This window comes from Thermomonospora cellulosilytica (genome assembly GCF_014138835.1).
Classification (GTDB): domain Bacteria; phylum Actinomycetota; class Actinomycetes; order Streptosporangiales; family Streptosporangiaceae; genus Thermomonospora; species Thermomonospora amylolytica.
In genome coordinates, this window is record NZ_JACJII010000001.1 from 3,007,008 (window position 1) to 3,026,963 (window position 19,956).

Below are 19,956 nucleotides of genomic sequence, written 5' to 3' on the forward strand. Positions count from 1 at the left end.
TCAGTCCTCGCCCACCCGCCGCAAGCCGTCAGACCACGCCGCCGACCGGCTCGAGACAGCCCGAACAGGCATTCCGTACGAACGGTCACGGCGAGGCGACCGCCCGTAAGACGCTCCCACCCCGCCCACGGCCGAGTAATCCACCTCACACCCGGCGACTCGGACCCCCGCCCCTGCTTCCCCCCGAAACCCCACACCCTTTACGGCTGGAGCCCCGAAGCCCCCACCCCTACACTGTGGGGCGGCACCCGGCCGCCAGGCCGGCCGACGCAAAGCCACGGCCCACGGCCACCGGCCAAGCAAGGTGAGTGCAAGCGCCCGTAGCTCAGCTGGACAGAGCACCGGACTTCTAATCCGACGGTCGCAGGTTCGAATCCTGCCGGGCGCGCTCCCTTCCCCAGCCAAAAGCCCTCTGAACTGGCTTTTTCCTTCTCCAAGGGGTGCTCCCGTGTCATTCGCCGTCCGCTGGGCGTGGCTCGGGCGGCCGATGCGCTTGGCTTGACGGCCGGTCATCGTCTGGCACCAGCGTGCCTTGGCGCAGTCGAATTAGGCCGGGGCGAACGGGTTGCGCATCGGCCTTGAGGGTGGGGCGCGTCCGCCGGGGTCGCCCGTGCGGGGGATCGGGTTCCCTCCGGGAGGCGATGATCACGACCCGCCGCGGCTGGGATCTTCGATGCGGATCGGGCAGTCGGGCCCGGCTCCTGGCCACCAGTACCGCCAACGCCTCCTCGGGCGAGGACCCGCGTGCACGCATGACGATGTAGCCGGCCAGCTCCGCCGGAGTCAGGGCTTGGGCAGTGGCATGGCGAGCGCTGCTCGGGGGCACGCTGCCCCGAGCCCCTGGCAGGCCGGAGCGCTCGTCCGCGTGGTTCTGTCTGTCACAGCTCTCGCGGCTCAGGTGGCCGAGCGCTCCGGACCGGTGTGGACGGTGGCGCGGGTGGAACGCGTCAGCGCACCGCCCACTCCTCTTGGGGAAGAGGACCCTCTGAGCTGTCTCCGATGCGGTGGGACCACTCGCGGGCGGCGAAGACCGGCCGGGTGAGAAGGAAGTCCCCGGCCCGCTGCGCGCGCAACTGGAGCCCGATGTCGTCCCACCCTGGATCGCCTTCCAGCGAGATGCACACCCGCGCGCCCTGCGAGTTCACGTAATCCTCGAACTGATCCGCCAGCTCGGACGGTGCCCGTCCCACCAACGGCAGGCCATCCAGCAGGACCTGCGGACCACGGAGTGCGTCGACCGCAACGCACATCAATTGCCTGGAGTCCCCGTAGTAGGTCCTCACCCCCACGTCAAAGAAATCGTCATGGCGACCAGGCGTCGACACGGTCGGACGGTCAACGCCGAGCGCCGCCGAGACCTCGACAGGGCTCATCCCGAACCGCAGCGGTCCCACGCTCACGAACGGGGTGAAAGTCCACCGAAGGCGCTCCGCCTCGTCCAGAGGAGCCCACATGAGATGCCACATAGACCGCGTACACCCGCCTCAGCCAAGATCGAACAGCGCTGCGAGCGGGCAGTGTACGGCGGACGAGTGCTCCGGATCGTGCTGTCGGACAAGGCGGTCGGGCCGAACGGGCGGCAATTGATCAGGGCATCGGAGGCTCAGCCGGTCCAGGTGATGTCGAAGACTCGGAGGACCTCGGCGGGCTCGTCCACGTAGGAGACCAGGCCGAAGGCGCCGAAGATGGCTTGACGGTACTCGGGTTCGTTCGGGCGCATGGCCATCGTGTCCCACGGGGTGGTGGCCGCGTCGGCGAGGGTGGTCACCAGGGCGTCGAAGGCTTCTGGAGGGAGGCCCTTGATCTGGGCCAGTGCCGTCGCGTGCAGCTCGACGCGGTAGCTCAACGGGAGTCGTCCGGGCGGTCGGGCCAGCCGGGGATCGCTTCGGCCGCCGGTACGAAGGCGGCGGGGTCGCCGGTGCGGGCCTGCTCGGCGCGGTCGGCGAAGTCGGGCTGGGCGTACGCGACGGCACGCAGGTGCCACAGCCGCAACACGTCCTGGAGTTGCCGGAAGCGCCACAGCTCGTGGGCCGCGTCCAAGGCGCTGTGGTACTCCCGCAGGAACCGGTCTCGCTCGTCCGCCGGCAGGCGCCGCAGGATGTCCTCAGGGTTCGGCGGGCCGTGGTCGATCGGCTCGGCCGTCATGGTCCCTCTCCTCGGACGCATCGATACATGGCGGAACGTGTCGGCGCACCTGTCGTCAGCCATGGTCAGGTGTGGTCAGCCATGGTCAGGTACACCCAAGGCAGAGTCTACGATCCGGGTACCGCCTCGGGCCGGGAACCGCCCAGGGACGGCGCATCGCATCGACGGCTTGACCAAGATCCGGGACATGTACGGAATGATCTTGCTGGCGGATGCCCGGTGGTGAACGGTCATCGCAGGCCGGACGGTGCGGAGGCGGGCGTGCCGTTCTCCTCCAGGACGTGGTGGCGGCCCATCGGCACGACGAGGGGGGTGCCCGACACCGGGTCGTCGATCACGCGGCACGGCATGGCGAACAGTTCGGTCACCAGTTGCTCGCTGACCACCTCCGCGGGCGGGCCCTCGGCGACCACCCGGCCGTCCTTCATCGCGATCAGGTGGTCTCCGTAGCGGCAGGCCAGGTTGAGGTCGTGCAGCACGGCCACCACGGTGGTGCCCTCGGCCGCGTTCAGGTCGGCCAGCAGGTCCAGCACCTCGATCTGGTGGCCGACGTCGAGGTAGGTGGTGGGCTCGTCCAGGAGCAGGATCCCGGTGCGCTGGGCGAGGGCCATCGCGATCCATACGCGCTGGCGCTGGCCGCCCGACAGCTCGTTGACCGGCCGCCCGGCCAGTTCCAGCGTTCCGGTCGCGGTCAGCGCCGCGGCGACCGCCTCGTCGTCGGCCGGCGTCCAGTGCCGGAACCAGCCCTGGTGCGGGTGGCGGCCCCGGCCGACGAGGTCGACGACCGTGATGCCCTCGGGCGCGACCGGGCTCTGCGGCAGGATGCCGAGCCGGGTGGCGACCTGCCGGCTCGGCATGGCGTGGATGTCCCTGCCGTCCAGGTAGACGGTTCCGGCCGCCGGACCCAGCAGCCTGGCCAGCCCGCGCAGGAACGTGGACTTGCCGCAGGCGTTCGGGCCGACGACCATCGTGATCCGGCCGGGCGGGATCCGCACCGACACGCCGTCCACCACCGTCCGGGACCCGTACCCGAGCCGGAGCCCCTCGGTGTGCAGGGTGGTCTCGTTCATCAGCGATGTCCTCCGCGGTCGGCGACGGCCAGCAGCCAGAGCAGGTAGGGGGCGCCCACGGCGCCGGTGACGACGCCGACCGTCAGCCGGGTGCCGGGGATCAGGTGCTGCGCGGCGAAGTCGGCCGTCAGGGTGACCAGGACGCCGACCAGGGCGGCGGGCAGCAGTCCCGGGCCGCCGCCGCGGGTCAGCCGGGCGGCGATCGGGCCCGACACGAACGCCACGAACGCGATCGGCCCGGCGGCGGCCGTGGCCACCCCGGTCAGCGCGACCCCGACGAGCAGCAGCGCCCGCCGCCGGCGTTCGGCGTCCACTCCCAGGCCGCGCGCCGGGTCGTCGCCGAGCTGCAGCGCGCGCAGCGAACGGCCGAGCAGGAACGCCGCCGGGACCAGCACGGCCATCGCGGCCGCGAGCGGGGCCACGTGGTCGGCCCGCCCGTACAGGCTGCCGGTCAGCCACAGCAGCCCCTCGGCCGCGACCTTGACGTCCGTCCTGGTCAGCAGGAACGACACGACGCCGTTCAGGCCCGCGGCGACGCCGATGCCGACCAGCGCCAGCCGGTGGCCGGTCACCCCGCGCCGCCACGCCAGCAGGTAGATCGACGCGGCCGTCAGCAGCGCGCCGGCCAGCGCGCCCACCGGCAGCAGCGGGCCGGACGCGCCCGCCAGGACGATCAGCGCGATCGCGCCGGCGCTCGCGCCCGAGGTCACCCCGATCACGTCCGGGCTGGCCAGCGGGTTGCGCACCACCTGCTGGAAGATCGCGCCGGCCAGCCCGAACGCGGCGCCGACCAGCACCGCCAGCTCGGCCCGGGGCAGCCGCAGCCGGTGCACCACGTAGTCGACCGCCGGGGTGCCCCGCGCGGTCAGCGAGGCGATCAGCTCGCCGGGCGGGATCGGGTAGTCGCCGACGCACAGGCTCAGGCCGAACATCGCCAGCGCGGCCAGCGCCAGCACGGCGCTCACCGCCCGCACCCGGGCGGCGCCGCGGCCGCGGGTGCGGGCGACGGTCCGTACGGCGGCCTCCGGTGCGGTGATCACGATGCCGCCGCCTTCCGCCGGCGCGCCAGCGCCACGAGGACCGGCGCGCCGATCACCGCGGTGACGATGCCGGCCTGGATCTCGCCCGGCCGCGCCACCACCCGTCCGGCGATGTCGGCCGCGAGCAGCAGCAGCGGGCCCAGCAGCATCGAGTACGGCAGCAGCCAGCGGTGGTCGGGGCCGGTGACGAACCGGGCCAGGTGCGGCACCGCCAGCCCGACGAAGGCGATCGGACCCGCCAGCGCGGTCGCCCCGCCCGACAGCAGCACGATCGCCAGCCCGCAGACCGCCCGGCTCACCGCCACGTTCCGGCCCCAGGCCCGGGCCATGTCGTCGCCCAGGGCCAGCGCGTTGAGCACGCGCCCGCAGCACAGCGCCAGCACCATCGCGACGGCCAGGAACGGCGCGGCCTGTGCCACGACCGCGGCGTCCCGCCCGGCCAGCCCGCCGACCTGCCAGAACCGGAACTGGTCGAACGACATGGTGTCGGTCAGCAGGACGGCGGTGGTGAACGAGCCGAGCGCGGCGGTCAGCGCCGCGCCGGCCAGCGTGATCTTCAGCGGGGTGGCGCCGTCCCGGCCGAGCGAGCCGATGCCGTACACCAGCACCACGGCCGCCGCCGCGCCCGCGAACCCGAACCACACGTACCCGGACAGGTCGCCGACGCCCAGCACGCTGATCGCCAGCACGACCGCCAGCGCCGCGCCCGCGTTCACGCCGAGGATCCCGGGGTCGGCGAGCGGGTTGCGGGTGAGCCCCTGCACCATCGCTCCGGCCAGGCCGAGCGCGGCCCCGGCCAGCAGGCCGATCAGGGTGCGCGGAACGCGCAGCTCCACCACGATCAGGTGGTCGGGGTCGCCGCGGTCGAGGTGGAGCAGCGCGTCCAGCACCGTGGACGGCGGCAGCTGCTTGGCGCCGACGGCGATGCTGAGCGCCGCGGTCACGGCGACCGCGACGCCCAGTGCGGCCAGGCCCGCGGACCGGAGCGCGCCGCCGGACGCCGCCGTGACGGGCAGACCGGTCGTGCTCACGGGCTCACTCGGCCAGGGCCTCGGCGAACTGCGGGACGACCTTGTCCAGCGCGTAGGTCATCCCGGGAACCGAGGCGCTGGAGAGGGCGTCGCTGACCGCCTTGTCCGACAGCAGCACCGAACGCCCGGCCCTGACCGAGGGGACGGCCTGGTAGAGCGGGTCGCCGGTGACCTCCTCGGGGCTGCGCCCGATCAGGAACATCAGGGTCAGGTCGCCGTCCAGCAGGTCCATCCGCTCGTTGGAGACGGTGACGGTGAACTGGTCCTTGGCGGCCAGGCGCTGGATCTTCGGCGAGTTGACGAAGCCCAGCCTCTTGAGGAACTCCACGCGTCCGTCGCCGTCGACGTAGGCGGCGTAGGAGTCGGCGCTGCGCACGCCCGCCACGACGTGCTTGCCGGCGAACTCCGGGTGCTCCTTGCGGACCTGGGCGAACCTGGCCTCCAGGTCGGAGCGCAGCCGGTCGGCCTCGGCGCTCCTGCCGAGCGCCTTGCCGACCAGTTCGAGCTGCTTCTCCCACGGGGTCAGGTACGCCTTGGCGCCCGGCGGGATCCCGACGACGGGAACGCCGAGTTCGCTGAGCCGCTCGTAGCGTTCCCGGGTGCCGTCGGAGCGGGTGTCCAGGATCAGGTCGGGCCGCAGCCCGGCGACGGCCTCCATGTTCACCTCGAGGGTGCCGAGCATGGCCGGGGGCCTGGTGTACTCGGCGTTCACCCAGGGCCCGAGCCCGTCGCCGCCCACCCCCAGCCAGTCGGCCGCCCCCACCGGCTCGACGCCCAGCGCGAGGGCGGTCTCGGCGTCGCTCCAGCCGAGCGCCACCACGCGCTGCGGCCGCTTGGGGATGGTGACGTCGCCGAACTCGGTCCGAAGCGTTACTGGGAACGTTCCATCACCGCCCCCGCCGGAACCCCCGGCGGCGCCCGGGACGTCCTCCGCGGCGCACCCGGTCGTCAGCGCGGTCACCACGAGCGACGCGGCCAGCAGGCCGCGCAGCCTCCTGGGCAGGGCAAAGCGCATGCGCCCTCCAATTCACCCGAAGATCAGCGAAACTTAGGCAAGGCTAACCTAACTCACGGCTCGGCGTGCGCCGCGGTCAGGTCCCGTCCCAGCTCCGCCATCCGGGCGGCCAGCATCTCCCCGCCCGACGGCGCCGCGCCGGGAGCGAGCCATTCCTCCGGCTTCCAGGCGCCGGAGAAGTTCAGCGCACGGGGGCAGTGCATGAACACCTCCCGTGGTTCGACCAGCAGCACGGCGTTCGGCCTGCCGCCCTCCGTCGGCATCCGCTCCAGCAGTTCGGGCCGCATGCTGATCAGGGCCCGGCCGTTGACCCGGATCGTGTCCGGGCGGCCCGGGACGAGGAACAGCATCCCGACGCGGCCGGTCTCGGCGACGTTGCGCAGCGTGTCGAGACGCCGGTTGCCCTTGGCGTCGGGCATCGCCAGCAGCCGCTCCCCGAGCACCCGCACGAAGCCGGGCGGACCGCCGCGGGGGGACACGTCCAGCCGGCCGTCGGCCCCCTGGCTGCCCACGATGACCAGGGACGAGGCGGCCACGAAGCGCGCCGTCGTCGCGTCGAGGCGATCGGCGACCTTGTCGATGACCAGCCGGTTCGGCTCACCGTAGACTTCCCTGAGCCGTTCGACCGAGTCGACGGCGTCGTGCTCGTAGTCGGACAGCGACTCGCCAGCCATACCCCAGGCACTCCTGCAAATCCGGGAGACAAGATCAGCTTAGGTTAGCCTCGCCTAAGGCCGCTCATCCAAGGGAGGTCGGGGCTCCGGGTGGCATGCGGAGGGCACGGGGCGGCCTATCTTTGTGGTCCGTGACTGTGGAGCAGGGGCGGGAGGTCGTGCTCGGGGGCGGGGACGTCACCGAGGGCGTCGTGCGGGTGGGGGAGACGGTGCGGCGGCCGTTGCGGGCGCACAGTTCCGCCGTGCACGGGTTGCTGCGGCATCTGGAGCTGGTGGGGTTCGCGGGGGCTCCCCGGTTCCTGGGGATCGACGAGCAGGGGCGTGAGGTGCTCACATACCTGGAAGGGGAGGCTCCGGGGCGGCCCCTGCCGGAGTATGCGGCGACCGACGACGCGCTGGTCGGGGTGGCGCGGCTGTTGCGGGGGTTCCACGACGCGGTCAGCTTGTACGAGGCCCCGGCGGACGCGCCCTGGGACACGGCGTTCACCACGAACGTGGACGACCCGCCGGAGCTGATCGGGCACTGCGACGTGACGCCCGACAACGTGATCTTCCGGGACGGGGTGCCGTACGGGCTGATCGACTTCGATCTGGCGCGGCCCACGACGCGGTTGTTCGACGTGGTCAACACGCTGCGCACGTGGGCGCCCATGGCGGACCCGGCGGATCGGGAGCCGGTCTTCCGCAGGCTGGACGCCGACGCGGTGGGGCGGCGGATCCGGCGGTTCTGCGACGCCTACGGGCTGCCGCACGACCAGCGTCGCCGGGTGCTGGCGGTGGCCCGGCTGCGGTTCGAGCGTTCGCATGAGTCGATGCGGGCGCGCGCCGAGCATCTGGGCGGCGGCTGGGCGCGGATGTGGCGGGACGGCGTCGGGGGCAGGATCCGCCGGGCGCAGGACTGGCTGGACCTCAACTGGGACGCGCTGGATGCCCGGCTCGTCTAGGGCGCTGGGGCTGCTGGCCGGTGTCGCGCTGGACGCGGTCTTCGCGGACCCTCGGCGCGGCCACCCCGTCGCGGCGTTCGGCAGGGCGGCGAGCGCGCTGGAACGCCGCATGTACGCGGACTCCAGGCGGCGCGGCATCGCCTACACCGCCCTCCTGGTGGGGGCCGCCGCGGCCACCGGTGTCGCGGCCGAACGCCTGGCCCGCACCCCCTCGGCGAGAACGGCCCTCACCGCCGTCGCCACCTGGGCCGTTCTGGGCGGTACGTCCCTCGGCCGGGAGGGGAACGCCATGGCGACGGCGCTGGAGGCGGACGACATCGACGCCGCCCGCGCCCGCCTGCCCCACCTGTGCGCCCGCGACCCCGCCGGGCTGAAGGCCGCGGACCTGGCCCGCGCCACCGTGGAGTCCGTCGCCGAGAACACCTCCGACGCCGTCGTCGCCCCCCTCGTGTGGGGCGCGGTGGCGGGAGTGCCGGGGCTGCTGGCCTACCGGGCCGTCAACACCCTCGACGCGATGGTCGGCTACCGCAACGACCGGTACGGGAACTTCGGCTGGGCCTCCGCGCGCCTGGACGACCTGGCCAACTGGGCGCCCGCCCGCCTCACCGCCGTCCTCACCGTGGCCTGCGCGCCCCTCGCCGGGGGCGGCCCGCGCGACGCGTACGCCACCATGCGCAGGGACGGCGCCGCCCACCCCAGCCCCAACGCCGGACGCTGCGAGGCCGCGTTCGCCGGAGCGCTCGGCGTCCGCCTCGGCGGCGTCAACGTCTACGGCGGCAGGACCGAGCACCGCCCGGAGCTGGGCGACGGCGCCCCGCCGGAGACCGAGGACATCCGCCGTGCCGTCCGCCTGTCCCGGGCGGTCGGCCTCGCCGCCGCGGCCGTCTGCGCGGCGGCCGCCCTGACGCGCTGGAGACGACGTTGAACGGTGCGCTGCTGGTCGCCGGAACGACCTCGGACGCGGGCAAGAGCGTGCTGACCGCCGGGCTGTGCCGCTGGCTGGTCCGCCAGGGCGTGCGGGTGGCCCCGTTCAAGGCCCAGAACATGTCGCTGAACTCGATGGTCACCGCCGACGGCGCGGAGATCGGCCGCGCCCAGGCGATGCAGGCGCAGGCGGCCCGGATCGAGCCCACCGCCCACATGAACCCGGTGCTGCTCAAACCCGGCAGCGACCGCCGCAGCCAGGTCGTGCTGCTCGGCAGGCCGGTCGCCGACGTGGACGCCCTGGAGTACCGCGACCACAAGCAGCGGCTGCGCGACGTCGCCCTGGAGAGCCTGCGGATCCTCCGCGACCAGTACGACGTGGTGATCTGCGAGGGCGCCGGCAGCCCCGCCGAGATCAACCTGCGCGACGGCGACATCGCCAACATGGGCCTGGCGCGGGCCGCCGGGCTGCCGGTGCTGGTGGTCGGCGACATCGACCGCGGCGGGGTGTTCGCCGCCCTCTACGGAACGGTCGCCCTGCTGGAACCCGCCGACCAGGCCCTCGTCGCCGGGTTCGTCATCAACAAGTTCCGGGGCGCGATGGACCTGCTGGAGCCGGGTCTGCGCCAGCTCGAGAACCTGACCGGCCGCCCCACCTACGGCGTGCTGCCCTGGCTGGACGGCGCCCAGATCGACGCCGAGGACAGCCTCAGCCTGAACGCCCCGCCCCCGGACGCGGGAACCCCGCACGGCGCCGAGACCCTGCGCGTCGCCGTCGTGCGGCTGCCGAGGATCTCCAACTTCACCGACATCGACGCCCTCGCCTGCGAGCCCGGCGTCGCGATCCGGTACGCCACCACCCCCGGCGAGCTGGCCGACGCCGACCTGGTCGTGCTCCCCGGTTCCCGCGCCACCGTCTCCGACCTGGCCTGGCTCCGGGCGAGGGGCATCGCCGACGAGATCGTCCGCCGCGCGCACCGCGGAGCCCCCGTCCTGGGCGTCTGCGGCGGCTACCAGATGCTCGCCGAGGAGATCGTCGACGAGGTCGAGTCCGGCGCGGGCCGGGTCGACGGCCTGGGCCTGCTCCCGGTGCGGGTGGAGTTCGCCCCCGGCAAGACCCTCGGGCGGCCCACCGGCACCGCCTACGGTCACCCGGTGTCGGCCTATGAGATCCATCACGGCGTCGCCACCGTCCGCGACGGCGCGCGTCCGTTCCTGGACGGCTGCCGGGTCGGTAGCGTGTGGGGCACCACCTGGCACGGCGCGCTGGAGAACGACGGTTTCCGCCGGGCGTTCCTGCGGGAGGTCGCCGACGTGGCCGGACGTGACTTCACGCCCGCCCCGGACGTGTCCTTCGGCGCGCTGCGCGAGGCCCGGCTGGACGCGCTCGGCGACCTGGTCGAGCGGCATCTCGACACCGCCGCGCTGTGGCGGCTGATCGAGCGCGGCGCCCCCGCCGGCCTGCCGGTGGTGCCCCCGGGCGGCCCGTGAGCGGCCCGCGAAAGCCGGTAGGGTGATCCGTTTTACAAGCCAGAGCCGCAGGAGGGTCGTGCATGAGGCAGTCCCGGCACAGCGCCGTCCCGCCCCGGGCGGAGGCGCTCGCCCAGATCGTTCCGGTGATGCGGGCGCGCGTTCCGGTGCGGATGCAGCTGGAGTTCCCGCTGCCGGACGGCGAACTGCCGATCGCCGAGCCGTTCACCGGCGACCTGCTGGTGGGGTACGCGTTCGACCGGCCCGAGGGGGAGCTGGAGCGGCTCGCCCCCCGGCACTGCGCCCGGCTCGGGGTGGAGCCCGCCGAGCTGCGCGAACGCGCGGTGGCCAACCTGCGGGTGCGCCGCCCCGAGGTGTCGTTCACCTGGTATCCGGACGCGCGGGCGGTGTCGGTGAGCGCGGGCGGCGACCTGGAGGCCGCGCTCGTCCTCGACGACGGGTTCGTGGAGAAGCTGGGCCAGGACGTCGACGGCGACCTGGTGGTGGCGCTGCCCGCCCGCGACCTGTTCGTGGCGACCGGCACCGGGCATCCGGACGGGATCGACAAGCTCCGCTGGGTGGTCGACCAGATCTGGGCCGACGAGCGCTACCTGCCGCCCGAGGGGGAGCGGATCGCGGGGCTGCCGCCGGGCGGGCCGGTGCCCGGCCGGGCGTCGCTGCTGCTCACCCGGGAACTGCTGGTGCGCCGCGGAAATTCATGGGAGATCGTCGCATGACCGGTGTTACGGTACGGGCCCGCCGCTGACCCTCCCGGTCGTTCCGCTGAGAACGGAATCCGGCGGAAACGGGCGGGGCTTCGCGGAGACTGGCTGAGGCAGGTTGTCTTGTCGCGAAGCGCCGGGAGGACGGGTTGGGCGGGCACGAGGCGTTCTGGATCGACCACGACTACGACCGGGAGCGTTCCGACCTCGGCATCAGCCGCTACGGCGAGCACGTCCGCCGCAACATCTCCCTCTTCGCCGACAGCTGGGGCGACATCGCCCCCGTCACGTTCGCGTCCACCGCCTGGCGGCTGGCCACCACGCCGTCCCTGACCCCCGGCTACGTCCGCTGGCACCGCCGCATCCTGTACACCGACTGCTCCCGCAACACCTGGGACGGCAGCCTCACCGCCCACGTCATGCTGGCCTCCCCGCCCCCCGCCGAGCTCACCGCCTCCCGCGAGTGGTGGCACGACCGCGGCTGGCGGGGCTGGCCCCGGACCTTCGGCCAGTTCCTCCACCCCTCCGACGAGGACGTCAGCAAAAGCCCCCACCTGCGCCCCACCCTCCTGATCGACGCCCCCGTCCCCCTCGACCACCTCCCCGCCGCCCCCGAAGGCCCCCACGCCGACGTCGAGCAGGCCGCCCACGACGCCGTCATCGTCATGGTCAGGGAACTGAACGACCTGCTCACCCCCATCCTCCGCCGCCTCGACCCCTGACCCCGTCCGAGCGGGTCGCTCACCGGCCCGGAACGGGCACCGCCGACCTGCGCGCAACGGCCTTCGTGGGGCGCCCACTGGTGCGGAGACGGTGTGCGGGCGGACGAGGCGGCGGCCCCGCCTCGGCGGGGTCGCCGGGTGGACGGGTGTCAGGTGGTCCTGGCCTTGGCGTAGTCGTCGATGCCTCCGGAGAAGTCGTACATCACGCAGGCCTCGTCGCCGAGCACCCAGGCGTCGTGGCCGGGCGGGACGACGGCGATGTCGCCGGCTCCGATCTCCTGCTCGCTGCCGTCCTTCATGCGGACCCGCATCCGGCCCTGAACGCAGTAGAGGTTGTGGTGGAACTCGCACAGGTCGGTGCCCGCGATCGGCTTGACCGACTCCGACCAGCGCCAGCCGGGCTCGAATGTGGCCATCCCGAAGACCAGGCCGGTGAGCTGGACCAGTTCCAGATGCCCCCGTGGGAAGTCCCGGCGCTCGTCGGGCTTGTCGAGGGTCTTCACTTCGATCATGACGGTCCCCCTTCCGTCCGGAATTTCACGCTTGCACCGTTCCAGGGCACCGTCAAGGACACGGCGTGCCCGCCGCCCGCGCGGGCGGGTTCGGCGCTTCCCCAGCGCCGACGCCCCCTACCGAACCCCCGCCGTCCGCGTGGGCGGGCTCAGCCCCGCCGGGGCGTCACGGGCGGGCCGTGACGCACAGCAGGCGGTCCCGCCGGAGGACGGCCGGGGTGAGGCCGCAGCGGGTCAGGGCGGCGCCGATCCCGGCGGCGACCTCGGCGGCCTTGGCGTCCGAGGGCGGGTCGTAGAAGAGGTGGAGCGCGCCGCCGGGTGACAGGGCCCGGCGGAGCCGTTCCAGTTCGCGGGACGGGTCGCGGACCCAGAAGTGGTTGACGTTGACGGCGAAGATCTTGTCGAAGCGGCGGCCGGCCAGGTCCGCCTCCTCCAGACTGACCTGCTCGAACGAGGCCCGGCCCGCCGCGACGTGCTCGGCGTTCCGCCGCCGGGCCGCCTCGATCGCCGTCGCCGAACGGTCGATCGCGGTCAGATGGCCGTCGTCCAGCCGTTCGCACACCAGCGCCGCGGCCACCCCGCGCCCGCAGCCGATCTCCAGCAGCCGGTCGCCGGGCCGCACGTCCAGCACGTCCACGGCCCACGCCAGCCGTTCGGGCACCGTCATGCCCGCACTGTACGGGCCGGGGGTGACAGAAATCGGGACCGGCCGGGCATGATGGGCGCATGAGCGATGATCGGCGAGACGACCGCTGGCGGACGCTGCCGCCGCGCACCCCACTGGAGGACCTGGTGGCCGCTCAGGAGGTGCCGCCGACGGCACAGGCGATCGCCGAATCCGCCCCGACGCCGCTGGACGAGGCCACCCGCCATCCCGGCTGACGCGTCCGGCGGCCCCCATGACGAAGGCCGGCCCGTCGCGTGGTGATCACCCGTGCCCGCCGTCCGGAGGGGCGGGCCGTAGACTGCCGGGCGACGGCAGGGCAGGAACCCGGTGCGAATCCGGGGCTGTCCCGCAACTGTGACCGGGGAGGGGCCTCCTCGACGATGGCCACGGCCGCGAGGCTGGAAGGCCGGGGAGGGCCCGGTGATCCGGGAGCCAGGAGACTGCCCGTCGTCGTGTCCGCTTCGCTGCGAGCCGGGGCGCGGAGACCCCGGGGGAGGCGCCCGATGCGTGTACTGCTGCTGTCCACGGCCGACACCGAACTGCTCGCCGCGCGGGAGGCGCAGGCGGGATACGTGACCGCCAACCCGGCCCGGCTGGACCCCGGCGACCTGCCGGGCCTCACCCGGGACGTGGACGTGGTGGTGGTCCGGCTCCTGGGCGGGCGCAAGACCTGGCCGGAGGGCGTCGAGGCGCTGCGGGCCACCGGGCTGCCGCTCGTCCTGCTGGGCGGTGAGGCGGACCCGGACGCCGAGCTGATGGCGTTGTCGACCGTTCCGGCCGGGGTCGCGGCGGAGGCGCTCGACTACCTGCGCGAGGGCGGCGTCGCCAACCTGCGGGAACTGGCCCGCTTCCTGTCGGACACGGTGCTGCTGACCGGCGAGGGCTTCGAGCCGCCGGTCAGGATGCCCGCGTACGGGGTGCACGGGGAACGGCCCTGGCGCGAGGGCAGGCCCACGGTGGGCGTGGTCTTCTACCGGGCGCACGAGCTGTCGGGCAACACCGCGTTCGTGGACGCCCTGTGCGACGCCATCGAGCGCAGGGGCGCCAACGCGCTGCCGGTCTTCTGCGGGTCGCTGCGCGGCGCCGACGAGGGACTGCTGGAACTGCTGGGCAGGGCCGACGCCCTCGTCGCGACCGTGCTGGCGGCCGGCGGGTCGGTGGCGTCCATGGCCAGTGCCGGGGGCGACGAGGACGCCTGGGACGCCGGGGCGCTGGCCGCGCTGGACGTGCCGGTGATCCAGGGGCTGTGCCTGACGACCTCCCGGGCGGCCTGGGAGGAGTCCGACGCGGCGCTGTCGCCGATGGACGCGGCGATGCAGGTGGCGATCCCCGAGTTCGACGGGCGGCTGATCTCGGTGCCGTTCTCGTTCAAGGAGGAGGGCCCCGACGGCGTCCCCACCTACCGGGCCGACCCCGAGCGCGCCGCCCGCGTCGCCGGGATCGCCGTCCGGTACGCCCGGCTCCGCCACAAGCCCGCCACGCAGCGCCGCGTCGGCATCGTCCTGTCCTCGTACCCGACCAAGCACTCCCGGGTCGGCAACGCGGTCGGCCTCGACACCCCCACCTCGGCGGTACGGCTGCTGCGCCGCATGGCCGAGACCGGCTACGACCTCGGCGAGGACCACACCCTCTGGCAGGACCCCGGCAGCGGCGACGCCCTCATCCACGCGCTGATCGCCGCCGGCGGCCACGACGTGGAGTGGCTGACCGAGGAGCAGCTCCGCAACGCCGCCGCCCGCGTCCCGCTCGAGACGTACGCCAAGTGGTTCGCCGCACTGCCCGACGACCTGCGCGAGCGGATCCGCGAGCACTGGGGCGAGCCGCCCGGCGAGCTGTACGTGGACGGCGAGGACATCGTGCTGGCCGCGCTGCGGTTCGGGAACGTGGTGCTGATGATCCAGCCGCCCCGCGGCTTCGGGGAGAACCCGATCGCGATCTACCACGACCCCGACCTGCCGCCGTCCCACCACTACCTGGCCGCCTACCGCTGGCTGGAGGAGTCGTTCGGCGCGGACGCGGTCATCCACCTCGGCAAGCACGGCACGCTGGAATGGCTGCCCGGCAAGGGCCTGGGCCTGTCGGCGTCCTGCGCCCCCGACGCGGTGCTGGGCGACCTGCCGATGATCTACCCGTTCATCGTGAACGACCCCGGCGAGGGCACCCAGGCCAAGCGGCGCGGCCACGCCACCGTCGTGGATCACCTGGTGCCGCCGATGGCCCGCGCCGACACCTACGGCGACCTGGCCAGGCTCGAGCAGCTCCTCGACGAGTACGCCACCGTGCAGGCGCTGGACCCGGCCAAGCTCCCGGCGGTGCGGGCGCAGATCTGGACGCTGATCCAGGCCGCGCAGCTCCACCACGACCTGCACCAGGAGGAGATGCCGGGCGAGGACGAGTTCGACGACTTCCTGCTGCACGTCGACGGCTACCTGTGCGAGATCAAGGACGTGCAGATCCGCGACGGCCTGCACATCCTCGGCCAGGCCCCCGAGGGCGAGGCCCGCGTCAACCTGCTCCTGGCGATCCTGCGCGCCACCCAGGTCTGGGGCGGCACGAAGGGCGCGTTCCCCGGCCTGCGCGCCGCGATCGCCCGCACCTACGGGGTGGACGAGAAGGAACTCCTCGCCGAGCCCGGCCGCAGGGTGCACGTCGAGGGAGGCGCCGAGACCGCGCCGCCCGGGGCGATCCCCGTTCCGCGGCGGCTGGCCGCCCGCCGGTCCGAGCCGCCGCGCACCGCCTCCGACGTGGTCGACATCCTGGAGGACCTGGCCCGCGAGCTGGTCGAGGCCATGGAACGGCACGGCTGGGACGCCTCCGCCCTCGGGGAGGTCTGCGGCTCGGTCCTCGACGGCGGCGGCGCGGCCATGGAGCCCCTGCTGGCGTTCGCCGCCGAGGAACTGGTGCCCCGGCTGGCCGCGACCCGCGACGAGATCGACGCCGTGCTGCACGCCCTGGACGGCGGCCACGTCCCCGCCGGCCCGTCCGGGTCGCCCACCCGCGGGCTGGTCAACGTCCTGCCGACCGGCCGCAACTTCTACTCCGTGGACCCCAAGGCCATCCCGTCCCGCAACGCCTGGGACGTCGGCGTCGCCCTCGCCGACTCCCTGATCAGGCGGCATCTGGACGACACCGGCGAGTACCCCTCCAGCGTCGGCCTCACCGTCTGGGGCACCAGCGCCATGCGCACCCAGGGCGACGACATCGCCGAGGTGCTGGCGCTGATCGGCTGCCGTCCGGTGTGGGACGACGCCTCCCGCCGTGTCACCGGCTTCGAGATCGTTCCGCTGGAGGAGCTGGGACGGCCGCGGATCGATGTGACGCTGCGCATCTCCGGCTTCTTCCGCGACGCGTTCCCCCACGTCATCGGGCTGATCGACGACGCGATCCGGGCGGTCGCCGAGCTGGACGAGCCCGCCGAGAGCAACTACCTGCGCGCCCACGCCCTCCAGGACCGCCGGGCCCACGGCGACTGGCGGCGCGCCACCACGCGGATCTTCGGCTCCAAGCCCGGCGCGTACGGGGCGGGCCTGCTGCCGCTGATCGACGCCCGCAACTGGCGCGACGACCGCGACCTGGCCGAGGTGTACGCGGTGTGGGGCGGCTACGCCTACGGCCGCGGCCTGGACGGGCGGGAGGCCCGCGGCGACATGGAGGCCGCGTTCCGGCGGATCTCGGTGGCCGCCAAGAACGCCGACACCCGCGAGCACGACATCGTCGACTCCGACGACTACTTCCAGTACCACGGCGGCATGGTCGCCATGGTCCGCGCCCTCACCGGCGCCAGCCCGGCCGCCTATGTGGGCGACTCGGCCGTTCCCGACCAGGTGAAGACCCGCACCCTGGCGGAGGAGACGCACCGGGTGTTCCGTGCCCGCGTCGTCAACCCCCGCTGGATCGCCGCGATGCGCCGCCACGGCTACAAGGGCGCGTTCGAGCTGGCCGCCACCGTGGACTACCTGTTCGGGTACGACGCCACCGCCGGGGTCGTGGACGACTGGATGTACGAGACCCTCGCCGAGGAATACGTCTTCGACCCCGAGAACCGCGAGTTCATGAACCGGTCCAACCCGTGGGCGCTGCGCGGCATCACCGAACGCCTCCTGGAGGCCGCCGACCGCGGGCTGTGGGCCGACCCGGATCCGGACGTCCTGGACCGTCTCCGCGCCACATATCTGGAACTCGAGGGGGACCTGGAATCCGGCGACTGATGCCCCGCCGGCCCCTTGCCCCTAATCTTGGCGGAACGCGCGCAAAAGGAGAGGCCATGGACGTTTCGGTGGACGTGCTCGGACCGGAGTACGAGGCGATCGTGCTGCCGATGGGGGAGGACTCCGAGGGGGAGGTCGTCGCCACGCTGGTGCGGCGGCGGGCCACCGACCCCTGCCGGCGGGCGGTGCTGTACGTGCACGGCTTCGTGGACTACTTCTTCCAGAAGCACCTGGCCGACTTCTACGTGGAACGCGGGTTCGACTTCTACGCGCTGGACCTGCGCAAGTACGGCCGGTCCCTGCTGCCCCACCAGACGCCCAACTTCATCCACAGCATCAGCGAGTACTTCGCCGAGATCGACGAGGCGGTGCGGATCATCCGCGAGGAGGACGGGCACGACGTGCTGCTGGTCAACGCCCACTCGACCGGCGGGCTGACCACCTCGCTGTGGGCCGACCGGGTCAGGGGCAGGGGGCTGGTGCAGGGCCTGTTCCTCAACAGCCCGTTCTTCGACATGAACATCCCCGCGCCGGTCCGGATCGCGGGCGACGTGTTCTCCAGGACGCTGCGCGCCCGCTGGCCCAAGGCCAAGCTGCCCGCGCCCCCGGCCGGCATCTACGTCCGCAGCCTGCACCGCGACCACGACGGCGAGTGGGAGTTCGACCTGGAGTGGAAGCCGATGTTCGGGTTCCCGGTGCGGGCGGCCTGGCTGGCGGCGATCCGGCGGGCGCACGCCCGGGTGCACGCCGGCCTGGAGATCGACGTGCCGGTGCTGGTGATGGCCTCCACCCGCAGCGCCCGGGGCAGGGCCGCGGCGGAGGCGGTGTCGGTCGCCGACGTGGTGCTGGACGTGGACCACATCGTCCGCTGGGCGCCCAAGCTGGGCCCGCACGTGACGCTGGTGCGGATCAAGGACGGCGTCCACGACCTGGTGCTGTCCAACAAGGAGGCCCGCGACCAGGTGTTCACCGAGCTGGACCGGTGGATCCGCGGCTACCTGCCCGAGCCGCCCAGCGTGTAGTCGTCGAAGACCGCCGTCAGGCCGGGCTCCTTGGTGGACAGCCGGTTGGCGACCAGCCCGACCTGGTCCACCGGCAGCGGCGGCCGGTCGCGGTCGGTGACCTCGACCAGCCGCCTGCCGTTCACCCACAGCGTCAGCGTCATCTCGCCCTCGCCCTGGGCGCAGCGCGCCGTGACCCGGTTGAACGCCTTGGGGTCGATCGTGGTCTTGGCGGGCGAGCCCAGCTCCAGGCCGCGTTCCTTGGTGACCTTGCGGACGCGGGCGGTGCCGTCGCGCCGCAGCAGCAGCTCGTACCACAGGTCGTCGCGACCGCAGTAGACCCCGCCCTCGGCGTTGCCGCCCTCGGAGTCGACGCGGACCTTGACGTCGGTGACGATCGACTTGGGCAGCGTCTCCTTCACCGGCGTCCGTGACCAGGCCGAGGCGTCGACGATGCTGGTGACCGGCAGCGTGTAGTGGCCGTCCTTGTAGCGGTCGTTGAACACGCCGGGCTCCCACCCGGACTGCGGGTCGTTGAAGTTGTCGTTGAGCAGCACCTTGTCCAGCGAGCTCACCGCCGGAGCCTCCTGCTCGCCGGACCGCAGCGCGAACCAGGCGACCGTTCCCGCGGCGACCGCCAGCGCGGTGACCGCGGCCACCGCCCCCAGCAGCGGCCCGCGCCGCCGGGGCCGCGGCGGAACGTCGTCGGCCCGGGTCGGCATCGCCCCGTGGGGAGCGGTCCGGGGATGCGCGCCGTGGGCGGCGGTCTGCGGGTGCATGCCGTGAGCGGCCGGGCCGTGCCAGGAGGCCTGCAGGGTCTCGGCCAGGCGCGCCGGGTCGGGCCGTTCCTGGCCGACCAGCCGGGCCAGCAGGTCCTGGACGGTGGGCCGCTTGCGCGGGTCCTTGTCGAGCGCGGCGGCCACCAGGTCCCGCAGGGCCGGGTCCAGCCCGTCCAGCCGGGGCTCGGAGTGCGCGACCTTGTAGAGGATCTCCGGGACCGTGCTGCCGCCGAACGGGGTCCGCCCGGTGCCCGCGTACACGATCACGCAGCCCCAGGAGAACACGTCCGAGGCCGGGGTGACCGGCTCGCCGCGCAGCAGTTCCGGCGGCAGGTAGCTGGGGGTGCCGACGAACTGGCCGGTGCGGGTGGGCCCGTCGGCGGCGTCCAGCGCCCGGGCGATGCCGAAGTCGATCACCCGCGGGCCGGTGGCCGACAGCAGCACGTTGGCGGGCTTGAGGTCGCGGTGCACGATCCCGGCGCCGTGGATGGCCGCCAGCGCGGTCGCCACCCCCACCGCCAGGCCCTCCAGGTCCGAGCCGGGCAGCGGGCCGCGCTCGGCCACCGCGCGCTCCAGGCTGGGTCCCTCGATGTACTCGGTGACCACGTACAGCGGGTCGCGGTCCAGTTCGGCGTCCAGCACCGGCGCGGTGCAGAACCGGCGGACCTGCCGGGCGGCGGTCACCTCGCGGCGGAACCGTTCCCGGAACGCCGGCTCCCCGGCCAGCTCGCGGTTGATCACCTTGACCGCCACCCGGCGTCCGGCCGGGTCCGCGCCGAGCAGCACCGTGCCCATGCCGCCGCGGCCCAGCCGCGCCTGCAGGCGGTACGGGCCCAGTTCACGGGGGTCGTCCGGGTGGAGCGGGTCACCGATCGGGGTCATCGTCGTCCTGGGGGTCGGTTGCCTGGCGAGGGCCACCTTAGCGGTGAGATTTCCGGTGGATCGCCCGAACTCCGGCGTTCCGGCGGCCCGGGAACCGTCGGAACGGACGCCACGTCTGCGTAAGGACGAAATCGTGTGATCGAACCCGCT

The 19,956-nt window shown here is 73.5% G+C and carries 19 protein-coding genes, 1 tRNA gene and 1 riboswitch; of the genes, 9 read left to right on the forward strand and 11 right to left on the reverse strand.

Features of this window, described 5'->3' with window-relative positions; translation table 11 throughout:
- The first annotated feature begins 314 nt into the window (after positions 1-314).
- Positions 315-388 (forward strand) — tRNA-Arg (locus HNR21_RS14455).
- 559 nt (positions 389-947) lie between these two features.
- Here the strand turns inward: HNR21_RS14455 and HNR21_RS34690 are convergent.
- The 8 genes from HNR21_RS34690 to HNR21_RS14495 all read right to left on the reverse strand — a co-directional run bounded on the left by HNR21_RS34690 (position 948) and on the right by HNR21_RS14495 (position 6,975).
- The gene (locus tag HNR21_RS34690; RefSeq protein WP_220500160.1) at positions 948-1,373 is read right to left on the reverse strand and encodes a hypothetical protein; all 426 of its coding nucleotides are present in this window, start codon (positions 1,371-1,373) and stop codon (positions 948-950) included.
- Between the two features lie 230 nt (positions 1,374-1,603).
- Positions 1,604-1,846 (reverse strand): type II toxin-antitoxin system RelE family toxin, encoded by a 243-nt coding sequence (locus tag HNR21_RS14465; protein WP_182705627.1) that lies wholly within the window; start codon positions 1,844-1,846, stop codon positions 1,604-1,606.
- A complete protein-coding gene (locus HNR21_RS14470; protein WP_182705628.1) occupies positions 1,843-2,145 on the reverse strand; it encodes a DUF6247 family protein in 303 nt (100 codons plus the stop codon). Before HNR21_RS14470 ends, HNR21_RS14465 begins: the two co-directional genes overlap by 4 nt.
- 230 nt (positions 2,146-2,375) lie before the next feature.
- Entirely contained in the window at positions 2,376-3,215 is an 840-nt protein-coding gene (locus tag HNR21_RS14475; protein WP_182705629.1) for an ABC transporter ATP-binding protein, read from the reverse strand.
- On the reverse strand, positions 3,215-4,255 hold the full coding sequence (locus tag HNR21_RS14480; RefSeq protein ID WP_220500161.1) for a FecCD family ABC transporter permease: 1,041 nt from the start codon (positions 4,253-4,255) through the stop codon (positions 3,215-3,217). The genes HNR21_RS14475 and HNR21_RS14480 overlap by 1 nt, the downstream gene beginning before the upstream one ends.
- Entirely contained in the window at positions 4,252-5,286 is a 1,035-nt protein-coding gene (locus HNR21_RS14485) for a FecCD family ABC transporter permease (protein ID WP_182705630.1), read from the reverse strand. The genes HNR21_RS14480 and HNR21_RS14485 overlap by 4 nt, the downstream gene beginning before the upstream one ends.
- Before the next feature lie 4 nt (positions 5,287-5,290).
- A complete protein-coding gene (locus tag HNR21_RS14490) occupies positions 5,291-6,301 on the reverse strand; it encodes an iron-siderophore ABC transporter substrate-binding protein (RefSeq protein ID WP_182705631.1) in 1,011 nt (336 codons plus the stop codon).
- A gap of 53 nt (positions 6,302-6,354) precedes the next feature.
- Complete coding sequence (locus tag HNR21_RS14495) at positions 6,355-6,975, reverse strand: MSMEG_1061 family FMN-dependent PPOX-type flavoprotein (protein ID WP_182705632.1); 621 nt, start codon at positions 6,973-6,975, stop codon at positions 6,355-6,357.
- 131 nt (positions 6,976-7,106) lie between these two features.
- Here HNR21_RS14495 and HNR21_RS14500 point away from each other — a divergent pair, with 131 nt between their 5' ends.
- From HNR21_RS14500 to HNR21_RS14520, 5 genes are all read left to right on the forward strand, one after another.
- Positions 7,107-7,919: a phosphotransferase gene (locus HNR21_RS14500; protein ID WP_312881030.1), complete on the forward strand. Its 813-nt coding sequence runs from the start codon at positions 7,107-7,109 to the stop codon at positions 7,917-7,919.
- Positions 7,903-8,844, forward strand: a complete 942-nt coding sequence (locus tag HNR21_RS14505; RefSeq protein ID WP_182705634.1) for a cobalamin biosynthesis protein — start codon at positions 7,903-7,905, stop codon at positions 8,842-8,844. Before HNR21_RS14500 ends, HNR21_RS14505 begins: the two co-directional genes overlap by 17 nt.
- Entirely contained in the window at positions 8,841-10,334 is a 1,494-nt protein-coding gene (locus HNR21_RS14510) for a cobyric acid synthase (RefSeq protein ID WP_182705635.1), read from the forward strand. The genes HNR21_RS14505 and HNR21_RS14510 overlap by 4 nt, the downstream gene beginning before the upstream one ends.
- Before the next feature lie 62 nt (positions 10,335-10,396).
- Positions 10,397-11,050 (forward strand): DUF1444 domain-containing protein, encoded by a 654-nt coding sequence (locus tag HNR21_RS14515; RefSeq protein ID WP_182705636.1) that lies wholly within the window; start codon positions 10,397-10,399, stop codon positions 11,048-11,050.
- A 134-nt stretch (positions 11,051-11,184) separates the two neighbouring features.
- Positions 11,185-11,757 (forward strand): hypothetical protein, encoded by a 573-nt coding sequence (locus tag HNR21_RS14520; protein WP_157995780.1) that lies wholly within the window; start codon positions 11,185-11,187, stop codon positions 11,755-11,757.
- Positions 11,758-11,906: 149 nt separating this feature from the next.
- Here the strand turns inward: HNR21_RS14520 and HNR21_RS14525 are convergent, their stop codons facing one another.
- Both HNR21_RS14525 and HNR21_RS14530 read right to left on the reverse strand, forming a co-directional pair.
- Entirely contained in the window at positions 11,907-12,269 is a 363-nt protein-coding gene (locus HNR21_RS14525; RefSeq protein WP_119727574.1) for a cupin domain-containing protein, read from the reverse strand.
- A 166-nt stretch (positions 12,270-12,435) separates the two neighbouring features.
- The gene (locus tag HNR21_RS14530; RefSeq protein WP_182705637.1) at positions 12,436-12,936 is read right to left on the reverse strand and encodes an SAM-dependent methyltransferase; all 501 of its coding nucleotides are present in this window, start codon (positions 12,934-12,936) and stop codon (positions 12,436-12,438) included.
- Positions 12,937-12,995: 59 nt separating this feature from the next.
- Between HNR21_RS14530 and HNR21_RS14535 the strand changes: the two genes are divergently transcribed.
- The 3 genes from HNR21_RS14535 (at position 12,996) to HNR21_RS14545 (ending at position 18,166) form a co-directional block, all read left to right on the forward strand.
- Positions 12,996-13,151: a hypothetical protein gene (locus HNR21_RS14535; RefSeq protein WP_182705638.1), complete on the forward strand. Its 156-nt coding sequence runs from the start codon at positions 12,996-12,998 to the stop codon at positions 13,149-13,151.
- A 77-nt stretch (positions 13,152-13,228) separates the two neighbouring features.
- Positions 13,229-13,399: riboswitch (cobalamin riboswitch) on the forward strand.
- 40 nt (positions 13,400-13,439) lie between these two features.
- The gene (gene cobN, locus HNR21_RS14540) at positions 13,440-17,144 is read left to right on the forward strand and encodes a cobaltochelatase subunit CobN (protein ID WP_182705639.1); all 3,705 of its coding nucleotides are present in this window, start codon (positions 13,440-13,442) and stop codon (positions 17,142-17,144) included.
- A 56-nt stretch (positions 17,145-17,200) separates the two neighbouring features.
- On the forward strand, positions 17,201-18,166 hold the full coding sequence (locus HNR21_RS14545; protein WP_119727576.1) for an alpha/beta hydrolase: 966 nt from the start codon (positions 17,201-17,203) through the stop codon (positions 18,164-18,166).
- On the opposite strand, the gene HNR21_RS35995 is transcribed toward HNR21_RS14545, so the two are convergent.
- A complete protein-coding gene (locus HNR21_RS35995) occupies positions 18,139-19,806 on the reverse strand; it encodes a serine/threonine-protein kinase (protein ID WP_281402046.1) in 1,668 nt (555 codons plus the stop codon). The genes HNR21_RS14545 and HNR21_RS35995 overlap by 28 nt on opposite strands.
- Between the last annotated feature and the right edge of the window lie 150 nt (positions 19,807-19,956).